A 15,742-nucleotide genomic window follows, 5' to 3' on the forward strand; every position below is an offset into this window, starting at 1 on the left:
GCCCCACACGCACCACGGGGACAGGTGCCTCAGGCGAAATACGATCCACGGAACCGTGAATATATTTATCCAGCATCAGATCACCAACGACCAGTATCCGCTGGCCTGCAAACAATTTCGCCAACTGCTTTGCGCGTTCAATATTCATTTCCCTGTTCCTCGCTTGCCCGTGGTGGGCGGAATAGCCCACCAGTCCTTAACGCTCGCTTCATCCCCTTCCCATACCCCTCGGTAGTCAACCTCAAGATAGGGATTTTCGGGCGCCGTCACCCACATCCGCCGCATCAACCGCCCCTTGATGCCCCCCTCTCGGAACACAGTTCTGGCCGATACTTCGAAAATCTTCAGATGCCGCTCACCCAGTAGTACAGGCCGCATACTCAGACTCAAGCCATCCACTCCCGACAGACGCTCACCATCCGGACTGCTCCATAACACCGCACTATCGGTCACATCCAGACTCATCAGTTTGGGATCATCTGAAAACAGAGCCACCGTGTCACGCACATCCGTTAACGTCGCAAGTTTTGAGAATGAAGCCGGGACCCAGCCATCTGCAATTTTGACCAATTCCAGGCGTAAGCCTCGAAGGGATAATTGAACTCCGCCCCCCCATCGGTACCCCATCTGGATTTCCCGGGCCTTGAAACTTCCCAGAGGGGTCGTGGTAGGTTTGGTCTGCACATCGGTCAAAACCAGATCCAAGGGGGCCACCAACTGAGCTCCACCAATGGACAAATCCAGTCCCGTCTGTTTTTGTAAATAGCTCGCTACCAGGTCACTGCCCACTTTGGTCTGGATCCCGAAAACCGCCATGGCAATCACAATCGCAACACTCAGCCCTGATATCATCAAACACCCGGCCGCTCTCGGCGGAGGGCGGTTGGATTGCGGCTTTACCTGCTTGACCTCCTCATCCCAGTCAGTCGTTGCCGGACTCATCAAGTTCCTTTCGTTTACGCGGGCCAAACAGAAGGGTTCCCACGCGTATCCAAGTGGCCCCCTCTTCAATCGCCACTTCAAAATCGTGCGACATCCCCATGGATAACTCGGGCAAATTCAAGCCCGTTACCGTCTGCATACGGTTCCGAAGCTCCCTTAGCGCGCAAAAAAAAGGTCGCGCCTTCTCAGGATTTTCAGCAATGGGCGGAATCGTCATCAACCCGACAATCTTTACTCGGAACAACCGATTGGCTGCTTCCAGGGTTTCTTCCACCTGCACGGGCGACATCCCGAACTTACTCCGCTCACCAGATACATTGACTTCGAGACAGACCGGCAACGAACGCCCATCATCGGCCGCACACCGATCAAGCGTCTCCAGCATGCGAAGCGAATCCACGGAATGGATCATCTCGAACAGGTGAACCGCCTCACGCGCCTTATTTGATTGAAGGTGGCCGATCAGATGCCAGTGAATGCGACTGGGGCACAGGGGAATCTTGCCGCGCGCCTCTTGAACGCGATTCTCGCCAAACGTCTCAATCCCCAACGCAGCCACGGCCGCAATATCATCTGGATGCTGTGTCTTCGACACGGCCAGCAATTGCACCGAGGCCGGATCCCGCCCAGCCCTGCCACAGGCCGAGTTCATCCGCCGCACAATGCCTTCATATCGATTTTCCAATGCCGAACTCATAAGTTGTTTATCCTTACTATTTTTAAGCGCTCATCACAAGTTCATTCAAAATTCACCAGTCACTCCCCGGACTTTCTCCTTGAGGCGGTCTTCAATGACGGGTATATTCCCCGCGTACAGAGAGAGCAATTATGGTGTCACAAGGTTTACATTTAAGTCAGGAGATGCGCCTTCACATGGTGTTGGCGCCCCAGTTACGTCAATCCCTGGAAATGCTTCAGGCTCCCGTACTTGAACTGCGCGCCATGATTCAGGCGGAATTGAACAGTAATCCCACCCTCGAAGAGCTCCCCGCAGATACCCCTCAGGTTGAAGTTGAAAAAGTAAATACGGAACTCGAAGACCATAAGTCCATGGATTTCCGCAAGGAGTTTGAAATTCTGGTGCGACTAGATGACGAGTGGAAGGATTACTTTTTCCAGGAACGGGAGCGTAATTCCTATTCCGCCCATAGCGAGGAAAAGCGGGACTACCTCTACGATTCCATCACCCAAACCCAGTCCCTTCAAGAACATCTCCTCCATCAACTCGCCCTTGCCGAATTCAGCGAGACAGACAAGGCTCTGGGTGAACTCATCATCGGCAGTATCAGTGACGACGGGTATCTGGCTTCATCTATTGAGGAACTTGCCACCAACTGTAACGCTGATATCGCGCATATGCAGGATATCCTCGCCATTATTCAGGACTTCGACCCACTGGGCGTCGGCTCACGCGACCTCCGTGAATGTATTCTGTTCCAACTTGAGCGTCTTGGCAAGGCAGGTAGCACCGCAGGAAGAATCGTATCGGGACACCTCGAGCGATTAGCTGCCCATAAATTACAGGAAATTGCCAAAGCGCTGAAGCTCCCTATCGAGGAGATTCAAGCCGCCGCCAATTTTATTTCCACATTGGAACCGAAACCCGGCCGCGCCTACGGCTCGGAGTCCTCCCCCTACGTCACGCCGGAAGTGGTCGTTCAAAAGGTGGAGGGTGTCTATGTCGTCCTGATGAATGACGACGACCTCCCTCGTCTGCGAATCAGCAAGCATTATCGCTCACTAATGAATAACGAGGGCACAGGCGCCGAAGTGAGGGATTACATTCAGGATCGGGTCCGATCGAGCGCCTTCCTGATCAAAAGCATCCACCAACGCCAGCAGACGATCTTTAAAATTGCCACCGAAATCGTCAAGGTGCAACAGGACTTTTTTGACAAGGGCATCACCAATCTCAAACCCTTAACCATGTCCGAGGTTGCCACCGTGGTTGGATTGCACGAGACGACGGTCAGTCGTGCGGTGGCCGGCAAACACATTCAGACCCCACAGGGGATCTTTGAGATGAAGTATTTCTTTACGCCCGGCTTGAAAACCGATGCCGGGGGCGTGGTCTCAAATAAAACGGTCAAGGACAGTCTGGCGTCACTGGTCGCCTCGGAAAACCCGGAACACCCGCTATCCGATCAGGAACTTCTTGAGATCTTGAACGAGCGCGGCATCCAAATTGCCCGCCGCACCGTTGCAAAATACCGGATAGCCCTTAAAATTGCCCCTTCCCATATGCGGAAGAAGTACGGATAATAATGGACATCGGTTATTAGTTATCCGGACTTTACTCAATAACTGATAACCAACAACTCGGTTTAACTTTGCGTCTTGCGGACAAGTCCTTCTAAAGCATGTAATGCGGCCCCACTATCAAGCGTCTTTTCGGCCAGTCGAAACCCATCCTGAAAATCTACAGCTTTGCCACCAGCGATCAGACCTGCTGCCGCATTCAGGCAAACGATATTACGCCGCGGCCCCTTTTCACCTTCAAGAATAGCACTCGTGATCACGGCATTCTGTTTGGGATCGCCACCGGCCAAAGTCGAGATATCGGCATAATCTTCCATCACCAACAACGGGTCAAAATTATAGGTACGGATGTTACCGTCCCGCAACTCACTGATCCGGGTGGTTCCAGTAACCGTAATTTCATCCATTCCATCCTGCCCATGCACCACAAATACGCGCTGGCTCCCCAGTTGCTTCAATACCTCGGTAAACATCTCTGTTAATTCGGGCGCAAAAACCCCCAGTACCTGACAGCGCGCACCTGCAGGATTGGCCAGCGGCCCGAGAAGATTAAAAATCGTCCTGAATCCGAGCTCTCTACGCGGCCCCATGGCGTGCTTCATGGCCGGATGCAATTTCGGGGCAAACAGAAACCCGATCCCCACCTCATGGATACATTCCTCCATAACATCAGGGGACACATCGAGGTTAACACCCAATTCCGCCAGCACATCCGCCGAACCACACTTACTGGTAATGGAGCGATTCCCGTGCTTGGCCACCGGAACTCCAGCTCCAGCCACCACAAAAGCAGCCGTAGTTGATATATTGAAGGTTCCCAATGCATCACCGCCCGTTCCACAGGTATCCACCACCTGCTTCCCGCGTGGATCAATGAACACCGCATGCCTCCGCATTGAGGCGCAGGCTCCGGTTAATTCATCAATGGTTTCCCCCTTGATCCGTAACGCGGTGAGAAACGATCCCAGTTGCGCCGGAGTCGCATCCCCATCCATGATTTGATCAAAGGCTGCCACCGCTTCTGCGGTGCTCAGGTTCTTGCCTGCAACCAATTTCTGCAGGAAATCTTTCATTGCACGGCCTTTTTTTCCGCCACGATATCGAGAAAGTTGCGCAATAAGCGCTTCCCTGTCGGCGTCAAGACGGACTCAGGATGGAATTGCACACCATAGGTCTGGTGCGTCACATGATACATTCCCATGATCTCCTCATCCTCACTGAATGCATTCGCAATTAATTCCGGCGGCAACGTCTCCTGCAAAACGGCCAACGAGTGGTAACGGCCTGCCTGAAAAGGATTACTCATCCCCTTGAAAATTCCATGCCCATCGTGCCGGACTTGCGACACTTTTCCGTGCATGATGCGTTTGGCATTCGAAACGGTAGCCCCGAAAGCCACCCCTAGCGACTGATGGCCCAGACAGACCCCCAGCACCGGTATACGACCGGTCATCCGCTTAATCAATTCCACGGAAATCCCCGCTTCTTTAGGTGTGCATGGCCCGGGCGAAATCACCACGGCCTCGGGCTTCAATGCTTCCACGCCCTCCACGGTGATGGCATCGTTTCTAAAAACCTGTATATCCGCACCAATCACAGACATCATTTGTACCAGATTATAGGTAAACGAATCGTAATTATCGATAAGGACGATCATACCACATCTCCTTCCAATTCAAGGCCACGGGCCGCCAATTGCACAGCCTTCTGCATGCCGCGCGCCTTTTGGCCTGTCTCCTGATATTCTTTTAATGGATCAGAATCATAGACAATCCCGGCACCCGCCTGAATGGCCACTGTACCCGCCGTCACCTCCAAGGTCCGTATGGTAATGGCCAAATCCATATTGCCATCATACCCCACATAACCCACCGCCCCGCCGTACACACCGCGGGGTTCAGGTTCTAATTCATGAATAATCTCCATGGCCCGGATTTTCGGCGCTCCGGAAAGCGTTCCAGCGGGGAACGTGGCACGGATCACATCATAGGCATCAAACTCTTTCCGCAACACCCCCTGCACATGCGACACCAGATGCATTACATGGCTATAGCGCTCAATGACCATATAATCGGTCACCTGCACGCTTCCCATCTCCGACAGACGCCCGAGGTCATTCCGCCCCAAATCCACCAGCATCACATGCTCCGCGCGCTCCTTCTCATCCGAAAGCAATTCATCCGCCAGTAACCGGTCCTCAACATCATCCTTTCCGCGCGGACGCGTTCCAGCAATCGGCCTCAATTCCACCCGGTTTCCTGTCAAACGCACCATGACTTCCGGCGATGAGCCAACCAGGATTTGACTCCCCATTTTCAGGAAGAATGTGTAAGGGGAAGGGTTCAACAAGCGCAGAGCACGATAAAGATCCAGAGGCGAAAGCTCCACATTGGCACTGAACCGCTGACTCAGCACGACCTGAATGATGTCCCCCGCCGTGATATAATCCTTCGCCTGCTTCACCATCGCACAATACTGTGCCTGAGTCTGATTCGATTCAAACACCACCTCACCCGCTGTCCGACGGCTCACCGGTCGTTCCATCGGCTGATTCAGGGTATGCTCGATCCCTTCAATTTCAGAAACCGCACGACGATACGCTGCCTCCGGGGACGGGGATTCTGAAGGCCGGGTACAAACTACGATTTTAATCGTGTGGCGGATATTATCAAAAACAATCATCCGATCCGCCTGCACGAACCGACTGCGCAACCGCATTCCAGCCCGTCCTGATTTAGGCTCCGGCATACGTTCAAACTCACCCATTGCTTCGTAACCGATAAACCCGACTACCCCTCCGATAAATCGGGGTAACCCGGGAACGGCGGCGACACGAACGCCTTTGAAAATCCGCCGTAGTCCTTCCAACCCCTTGCCCGGCTGACGATGATCCACTTCCAGAAAAGGACGCGGGTCAATACCAACAAATGAGTATCGCCCCCATTTCTCGCCCCCCTCCATACTCTCCAGAAGAAACGCATTCTCCCGGCTTATGAAACGTTGCAAAACAGAAACAGGAGTCTCCGTGTCCGCAAGCACTTCTTTATACACCGGCACGATGTCAAAGGCACGCGCCAGTCCGGCATAATCTTTTTCGTTTGGAAACATAATGTTTCTATATATAGAAACAACCGCCAGAGAAGTCAAAGAAATAATCAGTTGGCAGTCAGCAGTTTGCAGTAAGCAGCCCCTGCCCAACTGCTCATTGCTCACTGCCTACTGTCCCTCACGGCTCCTTCATCGTTGTAACACGTTCAGGGAAATTTTTCGACAGGGTGTCAACAAGGGTGCGATGGAACTGCTGGAAATATTCGCGGCTTTCAAAGCCACGCGTTAGCGGCATAAAATGCACCGCGACTTTACCCCCTGTCCGCTTGGCATAAAAAGCGATGGTCAAGCTCGGGGTTGGCTGATAATAGCGGATGATATCCTCATCACTGGGCTTCGCCTTGGGCATCTTATAGGCAGCGGCCACCTGATCCAACAAGGCCCGGATGCGATCCTCATCGGCATCAACCACCTTTGCCTGGCCCGCCGCGGGATGGATGAGGTAATAGGTAATCGGCGGTCGCTCGCCACAGCCTGCAACGAACACCAAACCCGACACCAACACAGACAACCTGACGAATTTCGATACAAGGCCCATAATCAACCTTCCCTGCCAACCAGATCCCGTTCACCGCACTTTGCGGTAAAATGACTGGTAAAACGCCCTCATGGTAACAACCACCTTGAAAGAAAGAAACGTCATTCTGTATTCCGTTGAACGGCATATCTCCAACTGATATAGTCCACATCTTGATCGCAAAGGGAATCGCATGAACGAGGCCGAACGCCTGAAACTGATAGAAGATCTGAGCGCCGCTAAAGCCGCTTATGTCGACGCCTTAGAGGCCTCGCATAAGGCTAAAGCGGTTCACACAAAAGTCAGTGCCCACTATGAAAAGGCCAAAGCGGCTCTCACAGTCACCTACGCCAAGGCAAAAGCCACTTACGTAAAGGCCAACGCAGCCCTCGCCGTCACCTACGGAAAACCCAACCCCGCCCTCAACGACGCCCAAAAGGCTAACCTCGCCTACACAAAGGCTAACGCCACTTACATTAAAACCAAAGCCGCCCTCAACGACGCATCCGCGAAAGCGAGTGCCACCCTCAAGGCTGCAAACGCCGCCTTCGAAAAGGCCAACGCCACCTATCTAAAAGCTAAAGCCACCCTCAAAGAAGCCAACCAAACTCCCCAAGCGTGATCCAAGCCATTCGCACTACTATGGACTGTCAGAGGGTTTCACCTTGGTGGTTGATCGCGGCCTCCCGCAAGTCCCCGTTGCTGGAAAGCACTTCCACGGCCGCAAAACCCTTCGTGGAAGTGCTCCCCGCCAGCGTGGAAACGTTTGCCTTTCGCGGGGATAGCACCTGCTATAAATTGAGGCTTCTAAACTGGTTAACAACGGGCAGAAATGGTTTCAGTGCATTCATTCTGTATTCCCCAACATGAATCTTGACCCGCGGCGAGCGTGCGAGCCGTCGCAGTCAAAAAGGTGGTTCGGGGTTATTTCAATCGTCTCTTATGAGGTTCATCAGCGCGCTATGCGGTCTGCTGTCCAGAAAACTGGTATCGTCAAACCGGCAACAGTCCGTACGTTGCGCCATTCCTTTGCCACAAATATGCTCACTCGCCGCAGCGGATTACAGGTTGGTCGTCATGACTCTTCCAACGGATCAAACGACCGCCCGAACCCGGGTGACCCGGTTGTCGCATGACAGTGCCGGGCTTCTCTGCTGTCCCAGTATCTATTCCACCGTATCGGCGATCTTGGCGGGAACGTCCACAGAGCCCAACACCTCGAACTATCCGGTCATCGTCCTGTGGGCTGGTGCCGGGCAGGCAATGTTAAACACAATCATGGCTAGCGATCTGCCTCCTGTGGCGCCACCCACGGTGTCAGAGATCCAGCCTCCATCAAGGCCGGAACCGGCCTTCGTTACGGAACCTACACCGGCGCCAATGCCGGAGCCTGTGCCGGTTCCGGAGCCCATCGCGACACCGGAACCAGAAGTCATGGAATCGTCAATCCAAGAAGAGTCTGCGCTGGAGCCGGAGCTTCGTTCGACTCCGGAATCGTGACCAGGCTACGTGGTGCACAACCCATGTTTAAAGGGTTGTGCAAAAGGTCTGCGGATTTATTTGCCAATCGTTTTCCAGCACTCCCCAAAGATTTTATTCTCGTCGGGCATGACTGTTGGAATGGGTTTTGATACCCAGGTCGTATTGAGAAAATGATTCCACGCGATATTATCGCTGGTGATGTTTCCGCCCCAGGTTCCACACCCCAATGTCATTGTGAACGGCATCCCATTGTCATAGTTACCGCTATTGGCATAACACTGCGGCTGGTTCACCATCATCCTGCTCACATGGCATTTTGTCGCCAATTCTAGAATATGGGTCTGATCCAGACTATGAATACCGCAGGAGTGACCATAGCCACATACCCGGGTTAAGCGCTCCACAAAATCCACCGCCTCCGCAAATTGGTCATAGATCCACAAGGTCAGCACTGGCGATAGTTTTTCAGAAGCAAAGAGGTCCGCCGCCAAAGGTTCATCACCGACCACCATCAGAAAACGCGTGGAAGCCGGTACCTCCAGCGCCGCCAATTTCGCGATGGTAAGTGCTGTCTGGGCAATGATCTTTGGATTCAGACGTTGGTTATCCTGCCACAGAACCGCACGTAGTCGAAGCTTCTCCTCCGCTGAACAAAGATATCCGCCCTCGGCTTGCAACGCCTCAACAAGCTTGACCCAGATACTCTTGTGAATAATCAGAGAATTTTCGCTCGAGCAGGAAGTGGCATTATCGAAGGTCTTACTGAGAAAAACTTTTCCCGCAACATCGGAAACCACGGCCGTCTCATCAACCACCACGCAGGCGTTACCGGCCCCAACCCCATAGGCCGGCGTGCCGCTTGAATAGGCCGCCTTGACAATGGAATCCGCGCCCGTGGCCACCACCAGATCCACAGCCGCCATCAAGTCCTGTGCGGCCTCACGTGACGGTTCAGGCAACGCCTGGACCAGATCCAGGGGAGCGCCCGCTTTGCGCAATCCCTCCCGCATCAGTTCGACGACCAGTCCCGTCGTCTGGCGGGCCCGGGGATGCGCCCCAAAAATAACCGCATTACGTGTCTTCAGAATGGCTAACCCATTTCCAGCAGGTGTGGAGGTCGGGTTGGTTACGGGGGTAATGGCGGCCACCACACCAACGGGCTTGGCGACCTTGATCAACCCGCGGACTTCATCAACCTCGATCACGCCAACCGTTTTGGCTCCATGCAAATCGCGTAAAACACCCAGGGTTTTCTTGCGGTGTTTGAGCAACTTATCCTCATACACCCCCATCCCCGTCTCGCGAATCGCCAATTCAGCACAACGAATGGCGTTATCCTCTTTGTAAAGTTCCCAGCCCACGGCGGCAACCATCAGATCGACCTTTTCCTGCGGCCAATATTCAATGATCTGTTGCGCACGTCTGGCCCGTCCAACAAGTTCTTTAACTGACTCACTCATAATTTCTGCCTATCATCTTTCCTCCCCTCGACCCGATAATATTTATTGAGCCCGAGTGGGAAGTCGTGGGGTTTGAAATTTTTCAACCAGGAATGCTTGAGCATCACTGACAACGAATGATGCAGAAACAACCAGGGGCAATCGGCCTTCACCATCTGCTCCATCTGAGCATAGACAGTACGCTTTTCAGATCCTTCGGGTAAAGTCCCGGCTTTCTCATAGAGCAGGTCAAATTCCGGGTTCACGTAATTACAGCGGTTGGCACCAGGCGTGACATTGGGACCATAGAAAAGCTGCAGGAAATTCTCGGGATCCGGATAATCCGCCATCCAGCTCAAATAGAAGATCTGTGCCCGTTTCTGTTCGAGTTTTTTCAAAAAGGACGGCCAATTATTAAAGCTTGGCACCAGCACAATGCCTATCCGCTCCATAAATGAAGCCAGCACTTCGGCCATCTCACGTGTTTCGGACTCGCCGGAACCAAGCTCTAACGTTAGTTCAAGCCGACGCCCCGTCACGGGATCCTTTCCATCCGGATACCCGGCCTGGATCATAAGACTACGGGCACGTTCCAGATTGAAGGGGAAAAGGCTTTCATTGGTCTCAGATACCCGCATTGCCGGCGGAATCGGCCCTGTGGCAGGGGTTACCCGTCCATTCTGAAACCGGATCCAGCACTCCCTGTCAAATGCCGCCATCATCGCCTGACGGAGATACCGGTTTTTACCGACCACGGGATCCTCCATGTTAAAGCCAAGATACGCGGTATCCAGTGCCGGGGCCGCCACCAGCTCAATGCCCCGGGCCGTCATCTCCGTGGTTAACTTGCGGTCAGGCGTCACGACGGCATCCCAATTATCGCGGGATAATGCCGTTGCATCCAGTTGTCCCGACAAGAACAGAAGCCACTGTGTCGAAGGATCCGTGATGACGTACTGCACAAGGCGGTCGATAAACGGAAGCGGTCTACCGGCATCCGCCAACAATCCATTGGCCACATCGTTGGTCTCGCCTGAAGCCGGATAGCGTTCCTCACGTCCGGTTTCCCGCCACTTCGGATTGCGCTCAAATTCGAGCCGATAGTTGTGAATATGTGACTTCAATATATAAGGCCCGGTGCCCACAGGATGAGACACGAAATCAGTATCATAATACTCCACCGCTTCACGGGGAACCGCATAGACAAAATTCATGGTCAGTATCCACAAAAAGGCGGGGAAAGGACGTACCAGATGAACGCACAAGGTATAACGATCCGGGGTCTCCAGGCCTGCTACAGGCGCATCATAATCTGTGGGCCCGGTTCCTGAGCGGCTCCTGAACTCATCAAGACCAACAATCCGATCACGGAAGGCCCAATAGCCCGGTGAGCCTACTTTCAGATCAGCGACGCGTTTGATCCCATAGACAAAATCAGCGGCACAAAGTTCACGGCCCTTGCCAACTCCTGCGGGACTCTTGACAAAGCAGGGATCATCTTGAAAATAAATGCCCGACCGAATCTTAAAGGTATAAACGGTGCCGTCAGCCGATATCGTGGGCAGGGCTTCTGCCAGACAAGGCTCAACCCGATAAGGCCGGGCAAGATAGGCGTATTGAACCAGCCCTTCATACATTTTACTTTGGGCCTGGATAGAGGGGAGATCCATTGCCTTGGCGGGATCAAATCCGGCAATCCGCTTGGTCTCAGCGTAAAAGACAGACTCGCCGCCAATGGCACCGACCGCCAGACTTAAATGGATAAAAAACAAAAGAGTCCACCCTGGTAAAACCCAGAGAGGACCCTTTGATGTGATCAACACGGCAAACCCTCCAACGCCAAAATCAAGGCGTGGTTGTCGCCGGCGTCTGAACAGGTGTCACATCCCCACTTGCGGCAGGAATATCCACCGCGGCAGGTTCTACCGGAGCGGCTTGTGCTGGCATCGATTGTGTGGGGACAGATTGCTGAACAGGAAGGCGATCGATCACTGACCCTGTTCCGACTCGACCAGAGGCGATATAGCCGATGGCCAGAGTATTGAGCAGAAAGATACCCGCCAAGGTCACCGTGATCTTGGTCAGGACATTTCCTGTGCGGGAACCAAACAGGGTTTCTCCCACCCCCGCACCAAACGCCAGCCCCAAGCCCTCATCTTTGGTCTTTTGCAGCAGGATGATTCCGATTAACAGAAGCGCCGAAACAATTTCGATAAAAATTAAAAAACCGTATAAAAAACCGCCCATATTTCACCTTCCGTTTACGAACTCACCCACTTAGTTTTCAGACTGCCGCTTCAATAATGGCAATAAAGGAGGCCGCATCCAGGGCTGCCCCACCAATCAGTCCGCCGTCAATATCCGGCTGAGACATCAATTCCTTGGCATTGGCCGGCTTCATGCTGCCGCCGTATTGAATGCGAACCGCCTGTGCCGCACCGGGATTGCACATCTTGGAAAGCACACGACGAATCAAGGCATGCACTTCCTGAGCCTGCGCAGGACTGGCCGTACGGCCGGTACCGATCGCCCACACGGGTTCATACGCCACCACAATGCGGCGGAAACTGGTTTCATCCAAACCGGCCAGACTCTTGGTCACCTGTGTGGTCACCACATCTTCGGTCTGGTTCGCTTCACGCTGTTCCAATGTCTCGCCCACACACACGATCGGGGTCAGATTGGCCGCCAACGCCGCTTTCACTTTGCGACTTACGGATGCATCCGTCTCACCAAAAAACTGACGACGCTCGCTGTGTCCCAGAATGACATACTGGCAACCCACATCACGCAGCATATCGGCTGAAATCTCGCCGGTGAACGCGCCATCCTTCTCCCAATGCATATTCTGTCCACCCAGCTTGACCTGCGTTCCAGAAATGACATCCGCGACCGTCTTTAAAGCGGTGAAGGTCGGACAGAGCACAACTTCAACATCCGTTTTATCGGCAAATTTAGCTTTCAGGGCAACAGCTAGCTCGTTCGCCTGACACGTGAGCTTGTTCATCTTCCAGTTACCGGCAACAATTTTTTTACGCATAGTGAAAATCCAAAATCTATAGAAAGTTGTTCGTTAAGGACAATGGGATACCATTTCCCACCGTCCCATTACAATTTATTACTTCTCACTCAAGGCGGCAACGCCCGGGAGGACCTTGCCTTCCAGGAATTCAAGACTGGCTCCACCACCGGTTGAACAATGGGTAACCTTGTCAACCACCTTGAATTTCTTAGCCGCGGTAGCGGTATCCCCGCCGCCGACCACCGTGACGGCACCTGATGCGGTCGCCTTGGCAATCGCATCCGCCATCACCTTGGTTCCGGTCGCAAACTTCTCCATCTCAAACACGCCGGCAGGCCCATTCCAGACAATGGTTTTGGCACGGGCAATCGCATCGCAGAAAATGACGTTCGATTTCGGGCCCACATCCAGTCCCAGCCAGCCGGGCTTGATGCCTGAGGCATCATCTGCCGCCATGACATTGGCATCGTCGGCAAACTTATCTCCACAGATATAGTCCACCGGTAAATGGATTTTAACGTTTTTGGCGGTTGCCTTGGCCATCAAGTCCTTCACCATCTTGGCGCCTTCGGGATCAAAGAGGCTGGATCCGATTTCCATATTATTGAGAATCTTCTTGAACGTGAAAGCCATGGCCCCCCCGATGATAATCTCATTGGCCGTATCAAGAAGATTATTGATTAACGGAATTTTATCCGCGATCTTCGCGCCACCCAGAATGGCAAGCAAGGGACGTTTGGGATTATCCAATACGGCCGTGAAGGCTTTCAATTCGGCCTCCATCAAAAAGCCGGAGACCTTCTCGGGCAGATTCACGCCCACCATCGAAGAGTGAGCACGATGCGCGGTTCCAAACGCATCATTTACATAAACATCGCCCAACTTGCTGAGACTCGCACGAAATGCCTCAACAGCCTTGGGATCGGCTTTCACAGAGGTACCATCCTCATTCTTAATCTTGCCCTCTTCCTCGATATGGAAGCGCAGGTTCTCAAGCAAAATGACATCGCCAGGCTTCACCACACTGGACGAACACGCGGCCTCAACAGCAGGGCCGACACAGTCAGGAAGAAATTTTACCGGCTTGCCCAATAATTTCTCAAGGGCTTCAGCCACCGGCTTCAACGAAAATTTGGCAATGACTTTGCCATCCGGACGACCCAAATGACTCATGAGCACCACAGAAGCGCCCTGCTCCAAAACATACTTAATGGTCGGCAACGCCGCCTCAATACGCTTCGTGTTCGAGATGGCTCCGGTAACTTTGTCCTGCGGCACATTGAAGTCCACGCGCATGATGACGCGTTTCCCCTTCAGAATTACATCACGTACAGTTTTTTTCATGAGTCAATCTCCAGAACTTTATCTGTTTAAAAAAAGAATTTAGGCTGAAGACCCCAGGGAAACGGGCATTACACCCGCGCCCCTGAGCATCTCACAGCCTAAAGCGACCCGTTTCGCAGTCGACTTACTTAACGCCGTCTTTCTTGGCCATGTACTGGACCAATTCGACAACGCGGTTAGAGTAACCCCACTCATTGTCGTACCAGCTCACCACCTTGAAGAAGCGCTTCTCGCCCTTCAGGTTGTTCTGCAGCGTGGCCAACGAATCATAAATCGAAGAACGGGGATCATGGATGAAGTCGGTCGAAACCAACTCTTCCGTCGCCACACCCAGGATATTCTTGAGATAGCTCTCGGAGGCCTTCTTGAGCGCCGCATCAATCTCTTCGATCGACGTGTCCTTCGTTGTGCGGAAGGTCAGGTCAACCACGGAAACATCCGGCGTCGGGACGCGGAACGACATACCCGTCAGCTTACCCTTGGTCGCGGGAAGCACTTCACCCACGGCCTTTGCGGCACCGGTGGTGGAGGGAATGATGTTACAAGCCGCCGCACGACCGCCGCGCCAGTCCTTCTTGGAGGGACCGTCAACGGTTTTCTGGGTCGCGGTATAGGCATGGATGGTGGTCATCAAACCAGTCTCAATGCCAAAGCCTTCCTTCAACAGCACATGGACCACAGGGGCCAGGCAGTTAGTGGTGCAAGACGCGTTGGAGACGATGGCATGCTTCGCGCTGTCATATTCGCCTTCGTTCACGCCCATGACGATGGTCTTCACTTCGCCCTTACCAGGCGCGGAAATGATGACTTTCTTGGCGCCGGCGGCCAGGTGACCCTTGGCCTTCTCGGAATCCGTGAACAACCCTGTGCACTCGATGACGTAGTCCACGCCCAAGGCTTTCCAGGGAAGCAAGTCAGGGGTCTTCGTCGCCATAACACACTTGATCTTGTGACCGTTGACGACGATCGTATCGGCTTCTCCAGAAGCAGGATTGCTCTTCTCGGTGGTGACAGTGTGTTTGAAACGGCCATGAACTGAATCATACTTCATCTGGTAGGCAAAATAGTCAGCATCCGTCGAAACGTCGACGACTGCGACGACATCAATCGCCTTGCCTAAAAGTCCCTGATCACAAAGGGCCTGAAAGGCCATACGGCCAATACGCCCGAACCCATTGATACCTACTTTAATCGACATTTATTACTCCTTTTTTTATTATTATAATCTTACCTTCGCGCAGACATTACCACCATAAAAGCTTTTCCATCTGAACGGGCAGGAACAATACATGACCCACCCCCTTTGCGTCAACAATCAGTTAAAATTTTGTCAGATTAGGCTTAGACATATTAATATTCGCCTTGCTCAGCTATAACTTGGCCAGCGCCATCAAGGGGTTGTGATTCTCCCCTGAAGATCGCACTGTTCGATTCAAGAAGTACCGCTTACTGCTTGTCTACCTTTCAGGGCGCATGAATCGAAACATTGGGCGCATCAGTTCTTGTATGAATGGGGACATCATGATAACTTCCCCGACTTGATTTTATTGTCGGGGTGTAGCGCAGCCTGGTAGCGCGTCAGCCTTGGGCGCTGAAAGTCGTGGGTTCAAATCCCGCCGCCCCGACCAT

The 15,742-nt window shown here is 53.1% G+C and carries 16 protein-coding genes and 1 tRNA gene; 4 read left to right on the forward strand and 13 right to left on the reverse strand.

Going from position 1 to position 15,742, the window contains the following annotated elements; genetic code table 11:
• From WCI03_13460 to WCI03_13470, 3 genes are all read right to left on the reverse strand, one after another.
• Nucleotides 1-148: D-glycero-beta-D-manno-heptose-7-phosphate kinase (locus tag WCI03_13460; GenBank protein MEI8140860.1), on the reverse strand; the 148-nt coding region annotated here is incomplete at its 3' end.
• Entirely contained in the window at nt 145-942 is a 798-nt protein-coding gene (locus tag WCI03_13465) for a hypothetical protein (GenBank protein ID MEI8140861.1), read from the reverse strand. The genes WCI03_13460 and WCI03_13465, both read right to left, overlap by 4 nt.
• Nucleotides 923-1,639 (reverse strand): YggS family pyridoxal phosphate-dependent enzyme, encoded by a 717-nt coding sequence (locus WCI03_13470; GenBank protein MEI8140862.1) that lies wholly within the window; start codon nt 1,637-1,639, stop codon nt 923-925. The genes WCI03_13465 and WCI03_13470 overlap by 20 nt, the downstream gene beginning before the upstream one ends.
• 131 nt (nt 1,640-1,770) lie before the next feature.
• Between WCI03_13470 and rpoN the strand changes: the two genes are divergently transcribed.
• A complete protein-coding gene (gene rpoN, locus WCI03_13475; protein MEI8140863.1) occupies nt 1,771-3,204 on the forward strand; it encodes an RNA polymerase factor sigma-54 in 1,434 nt (477 codons plus the stop codon).
• Nucleotides 3,205-3,266: 62 nt separating this feature from the next.
• Here the strand turns inward: rpoN and trpD are convergent, their stop codons facing one another.
• From trpD to WCI03_13495, 4 genes are all read right to left on the reverse strand, one after another.
• On the reverse strand, nt 3,267-4,274 hold the full coding sequence (gene trpD, locus WCI03_13480; protein ID MEI8140864.1) for an anthranilate phosphoribosyltransferase: 1,008 nt from the start codon (nt 4,272-4,274) through the stop codon (nt 3,267-3,269).
• Nucleotides 4,271-4,858 carry an aminodeoxychorismate/anthranilate synthase component II gene (locus WCI03_13485; GenBank protein ID MEI8140865.1) on the reverse strand — a complete coding sequence of 196 codons (588 nt, stop codon included), beginning with the start codon at nt 4,856-4,858 and terminating at the stop codon, nt 4,271-4,273. Before WCI03_13485 ends, trpD begins: the two co-directional genes overlap by 4 nt.
• Nucleotides 4,855-6,309: an anthranilate synthase component I family protein gene (locus WCI03_13490; protein ID MEI8140866.1), complete on the reverse strand. Its 1,455-nt coding sequence runs from the start codon at nt 6,307-6,309 to the stop codon at nt 4,855-4,857. Before WCI03_13490 ends, WCI03_13485 begins: the two co-directional genes overlap by 4 nt.
• 118 nt (nt 6,310-6,427) lie before the next feature.
• A complete protein-coding gene (locus tag WCI03_13495; GenBank protein MEI8140867.1) occupies nt 6,428-6,847 on the reverse strand; it encodes a hypothetical protein in 420 nt (139 codons plus the stop codon).
• 172 nt (nt 6,848-7,019) lie between these two features.
• Here WCI03_13495 and WCI03_13500 point away from each other — a divergent pair, with 172 nt between their 5' ends.
• Complete coding sequence (locus WCI03_13500; GenBank protein MEI8140868.1) at nt 7,020-7,448, forward strand: hypothetical protein; 429 nt, start codon at nt 7,020-7,022, stop codon at nt 7,446-7,448.
• 455 nt (nt 7,449-7,903) lie between these two features.
• The gene (locus tag WCI03_13505; protein MEI8140869.1) at nt 7,904-8,326 is read left to right on the forward strand and encodes a hypothetical protein; all 423 of its coding nucleotides are present in this window, start codon (nt 7,904-7,906) and stop codon (nt 8,324-8,326) included.
• Between the two features lie 56 nt (nt 8,327-8,382).
• Here the strand turns inward: WCI03_13505 and WCI03_13510 are convergent, their stop codons facing one another.
• From WCI03_13510 to gap, 6 genes are all read right to left on the reverse strand, one after another.
• The gene (locus WCI03_13510; protein MEI8140870.1) at nt 8,383-9,768 is read right to left on the reverse strand and encodes an aldehyde dehydrogenase family protein; all 1,386 of its coding nucleotides are present in this window, start codon (nt 9,766-9,768) and stop codon (nt 8,383-8,385) included.
• Nucleotides 9,765-11,519 carry an ABC transporter substrate-binding protein gene (locus WCI03_13515; GenBank protein MEI8140871.1) on the reverse strand — a complete coding sequence of 585 codons (1,755 nt, stop codon included), beginning with the start codon at nt 11,517-11,519 and terminating at the stop codon, nt 9,765-9,767. The genes WCI03_13510 and WCI03_13515 overlap by 4 nt, the downstream gene beginning before the upstream one ends.
• Nucleotides 11,520-11,592: 73 nt before the next feature.
• Entirely contained in the window at nt 11,593-11,994 is a 402-nt protein-coding gene (gene secG, locus WCI03_13520; GenBank protein ID MEI8140872.1) for a preprotein translocase subunit SecG, read from the reverse strand.
• A gap of 37 nt (nt 11,995-12,031) precedes the next feature.
• On the reverse strand, nt 12,032-12,787 hold the full coding sequence (tpiA, locus tag WCI03_13525) for a triose-phosphate isomerase (GenBank protein MEI8140873.1): 756 nt from the start codon (nt 12,785-12,787) through the stop codon (nt 12,032-12,034).
• Between the two features lie 78 nt (nt 12,788-12,865).
• The gene (pgk, locus tag WCI03_13530) at nt 12,866-14,113 is read right to left on the reverse strand and encodes a phosphoglycerate kinase (GenBank protein ID MEI8140874.1); all 1,248 of its coding nucleotides are present in this window, start codon (nt 14,111-14,113) and stop codon (nt 12,866-12,868) included.
• A 124-nt stretch (nt 14,114-14,237) separates the two neighbouring features.
• A complete protein-coding gene (gene gap, locus WCI03_13535) occupies nt 14,238-15,311 on the reverse strand; it encodes a type I glyceraldehyde-3-phosphate dehydrogenase (protein ID MEI8140875.1) in 1,074 nt (357 codons plus the stop codon).
• 353 nt (nt 15,312-15,664) lie between these two features.
• On the opposite strand from gap, the gene WCI03_13540 reads away from it, so the two are divergent.
• Nucleotides 15,665-15,741, forward strand: a tRNA-Pro gene (locus WCI03_13540).
• The last annotated feature ends 1 nt before the right edge of the window (nt 15,742 follow it).

This window comes from bacterium (genome assembly GCA_037143175.1).
In the GTDB taxonomy this organism is placed as follows: domain Bacteria; phylum Verrucomicrobiota; class Kiritimatiellia; order CAIKKV01; family CAITUY01; genus JAABPW01.

Coding starts and splice junctions, on each gene's coding strand:
- WCI03_13465 (MEI8140861.1), bottom strand. CDS start 942: ATGAGTCCGGCAACGACTGACTGGGATGAGGAGGTCAAGCAGGTAAAG.
- WCI03_13470 (MEI8140862.1), bottom strand. CDS start 1,639: ATGAGTTCGGCATTGGAAAATCGATATGAAGGCATTGTGCGGCGGATG.
- rpoN (MEI8140863.1), top strand. CDS start 1,771: ATGGTGTCACAAGGTTTACATTTAAGTCAGGAGATGCGCCTTCACATG.
- trpD (MEI8140864.1), bottom strand. CDS start 4,274: ATGAAAGATTTCCTGCAGAAATTGGTTGCAGGCAAGAACCTGAGCACC.
- WCI03_13485 (MEI8140865.1), bottom strand. CDS start 4,858: ATGATCGTCCTTATCGATAATTACGATTCGTTTACCTATAATCTGGTA.
- WCI03_13490 (MEI8140866.1), bottom strand. CDS start 6,309: ATGTTTCCAAACGAAAAAGATTATGCCGGACTGGCGCGTGCCTTTGAC.
- WCI03_13495 (MEI8140867.1), bottom strand. CDS start 6,847: ATGGGCCTTGTATCGAAATTCGTCAGGTTGTCTGTGTTGGTGTCGGGT.
- WCI03_13500 (MEI8140868.1), top strand. CDS start 7,020: ATGAACGAGGCCGAACGCCTGAAACTGATAGAAGATCTGAGCGCCGCT.
- WCI03_13505 (MEI8140869.1), top strand. CDS start 7,904: ATGACTCTTCCAACGGATCAAACGACCGCCCGAACCCGGGTGACCCGG.
- WCI03_13510 (MEI8140870.1), bottom strand. CDS start 9,768: ATGAGTGAGTCAGTTAAAGAACTTGTTGGACGGGCCAGACGTGCGCAA.
- secG (MEI8140872.1), bottom strand. CDS start 11,994: ATGGGCGGTTTTTTATACGGTTTTTTAATTTTTATCGAAATTGTTTCG.
- tpiA (MEI8140873.1), bottom strand. CDS start 12,787: ATGCGTAAAAAAATTGTTGCCGGTAACTGGAAGATGAACAAGCTCACG.
- pgk (MEI8140874.1), bottom strand. CDS start 14,113: ATGAAAAAAACTGTACGTGATGTAATTCTGAAGGGGAAACGCGTCATC.
- gap (MEI8140875.1), bottom strand. CDS start 15,311: ATGTCGATTAAAGTAGGTATCAATGGGTTCGGGCGTATTGGCCGTATG.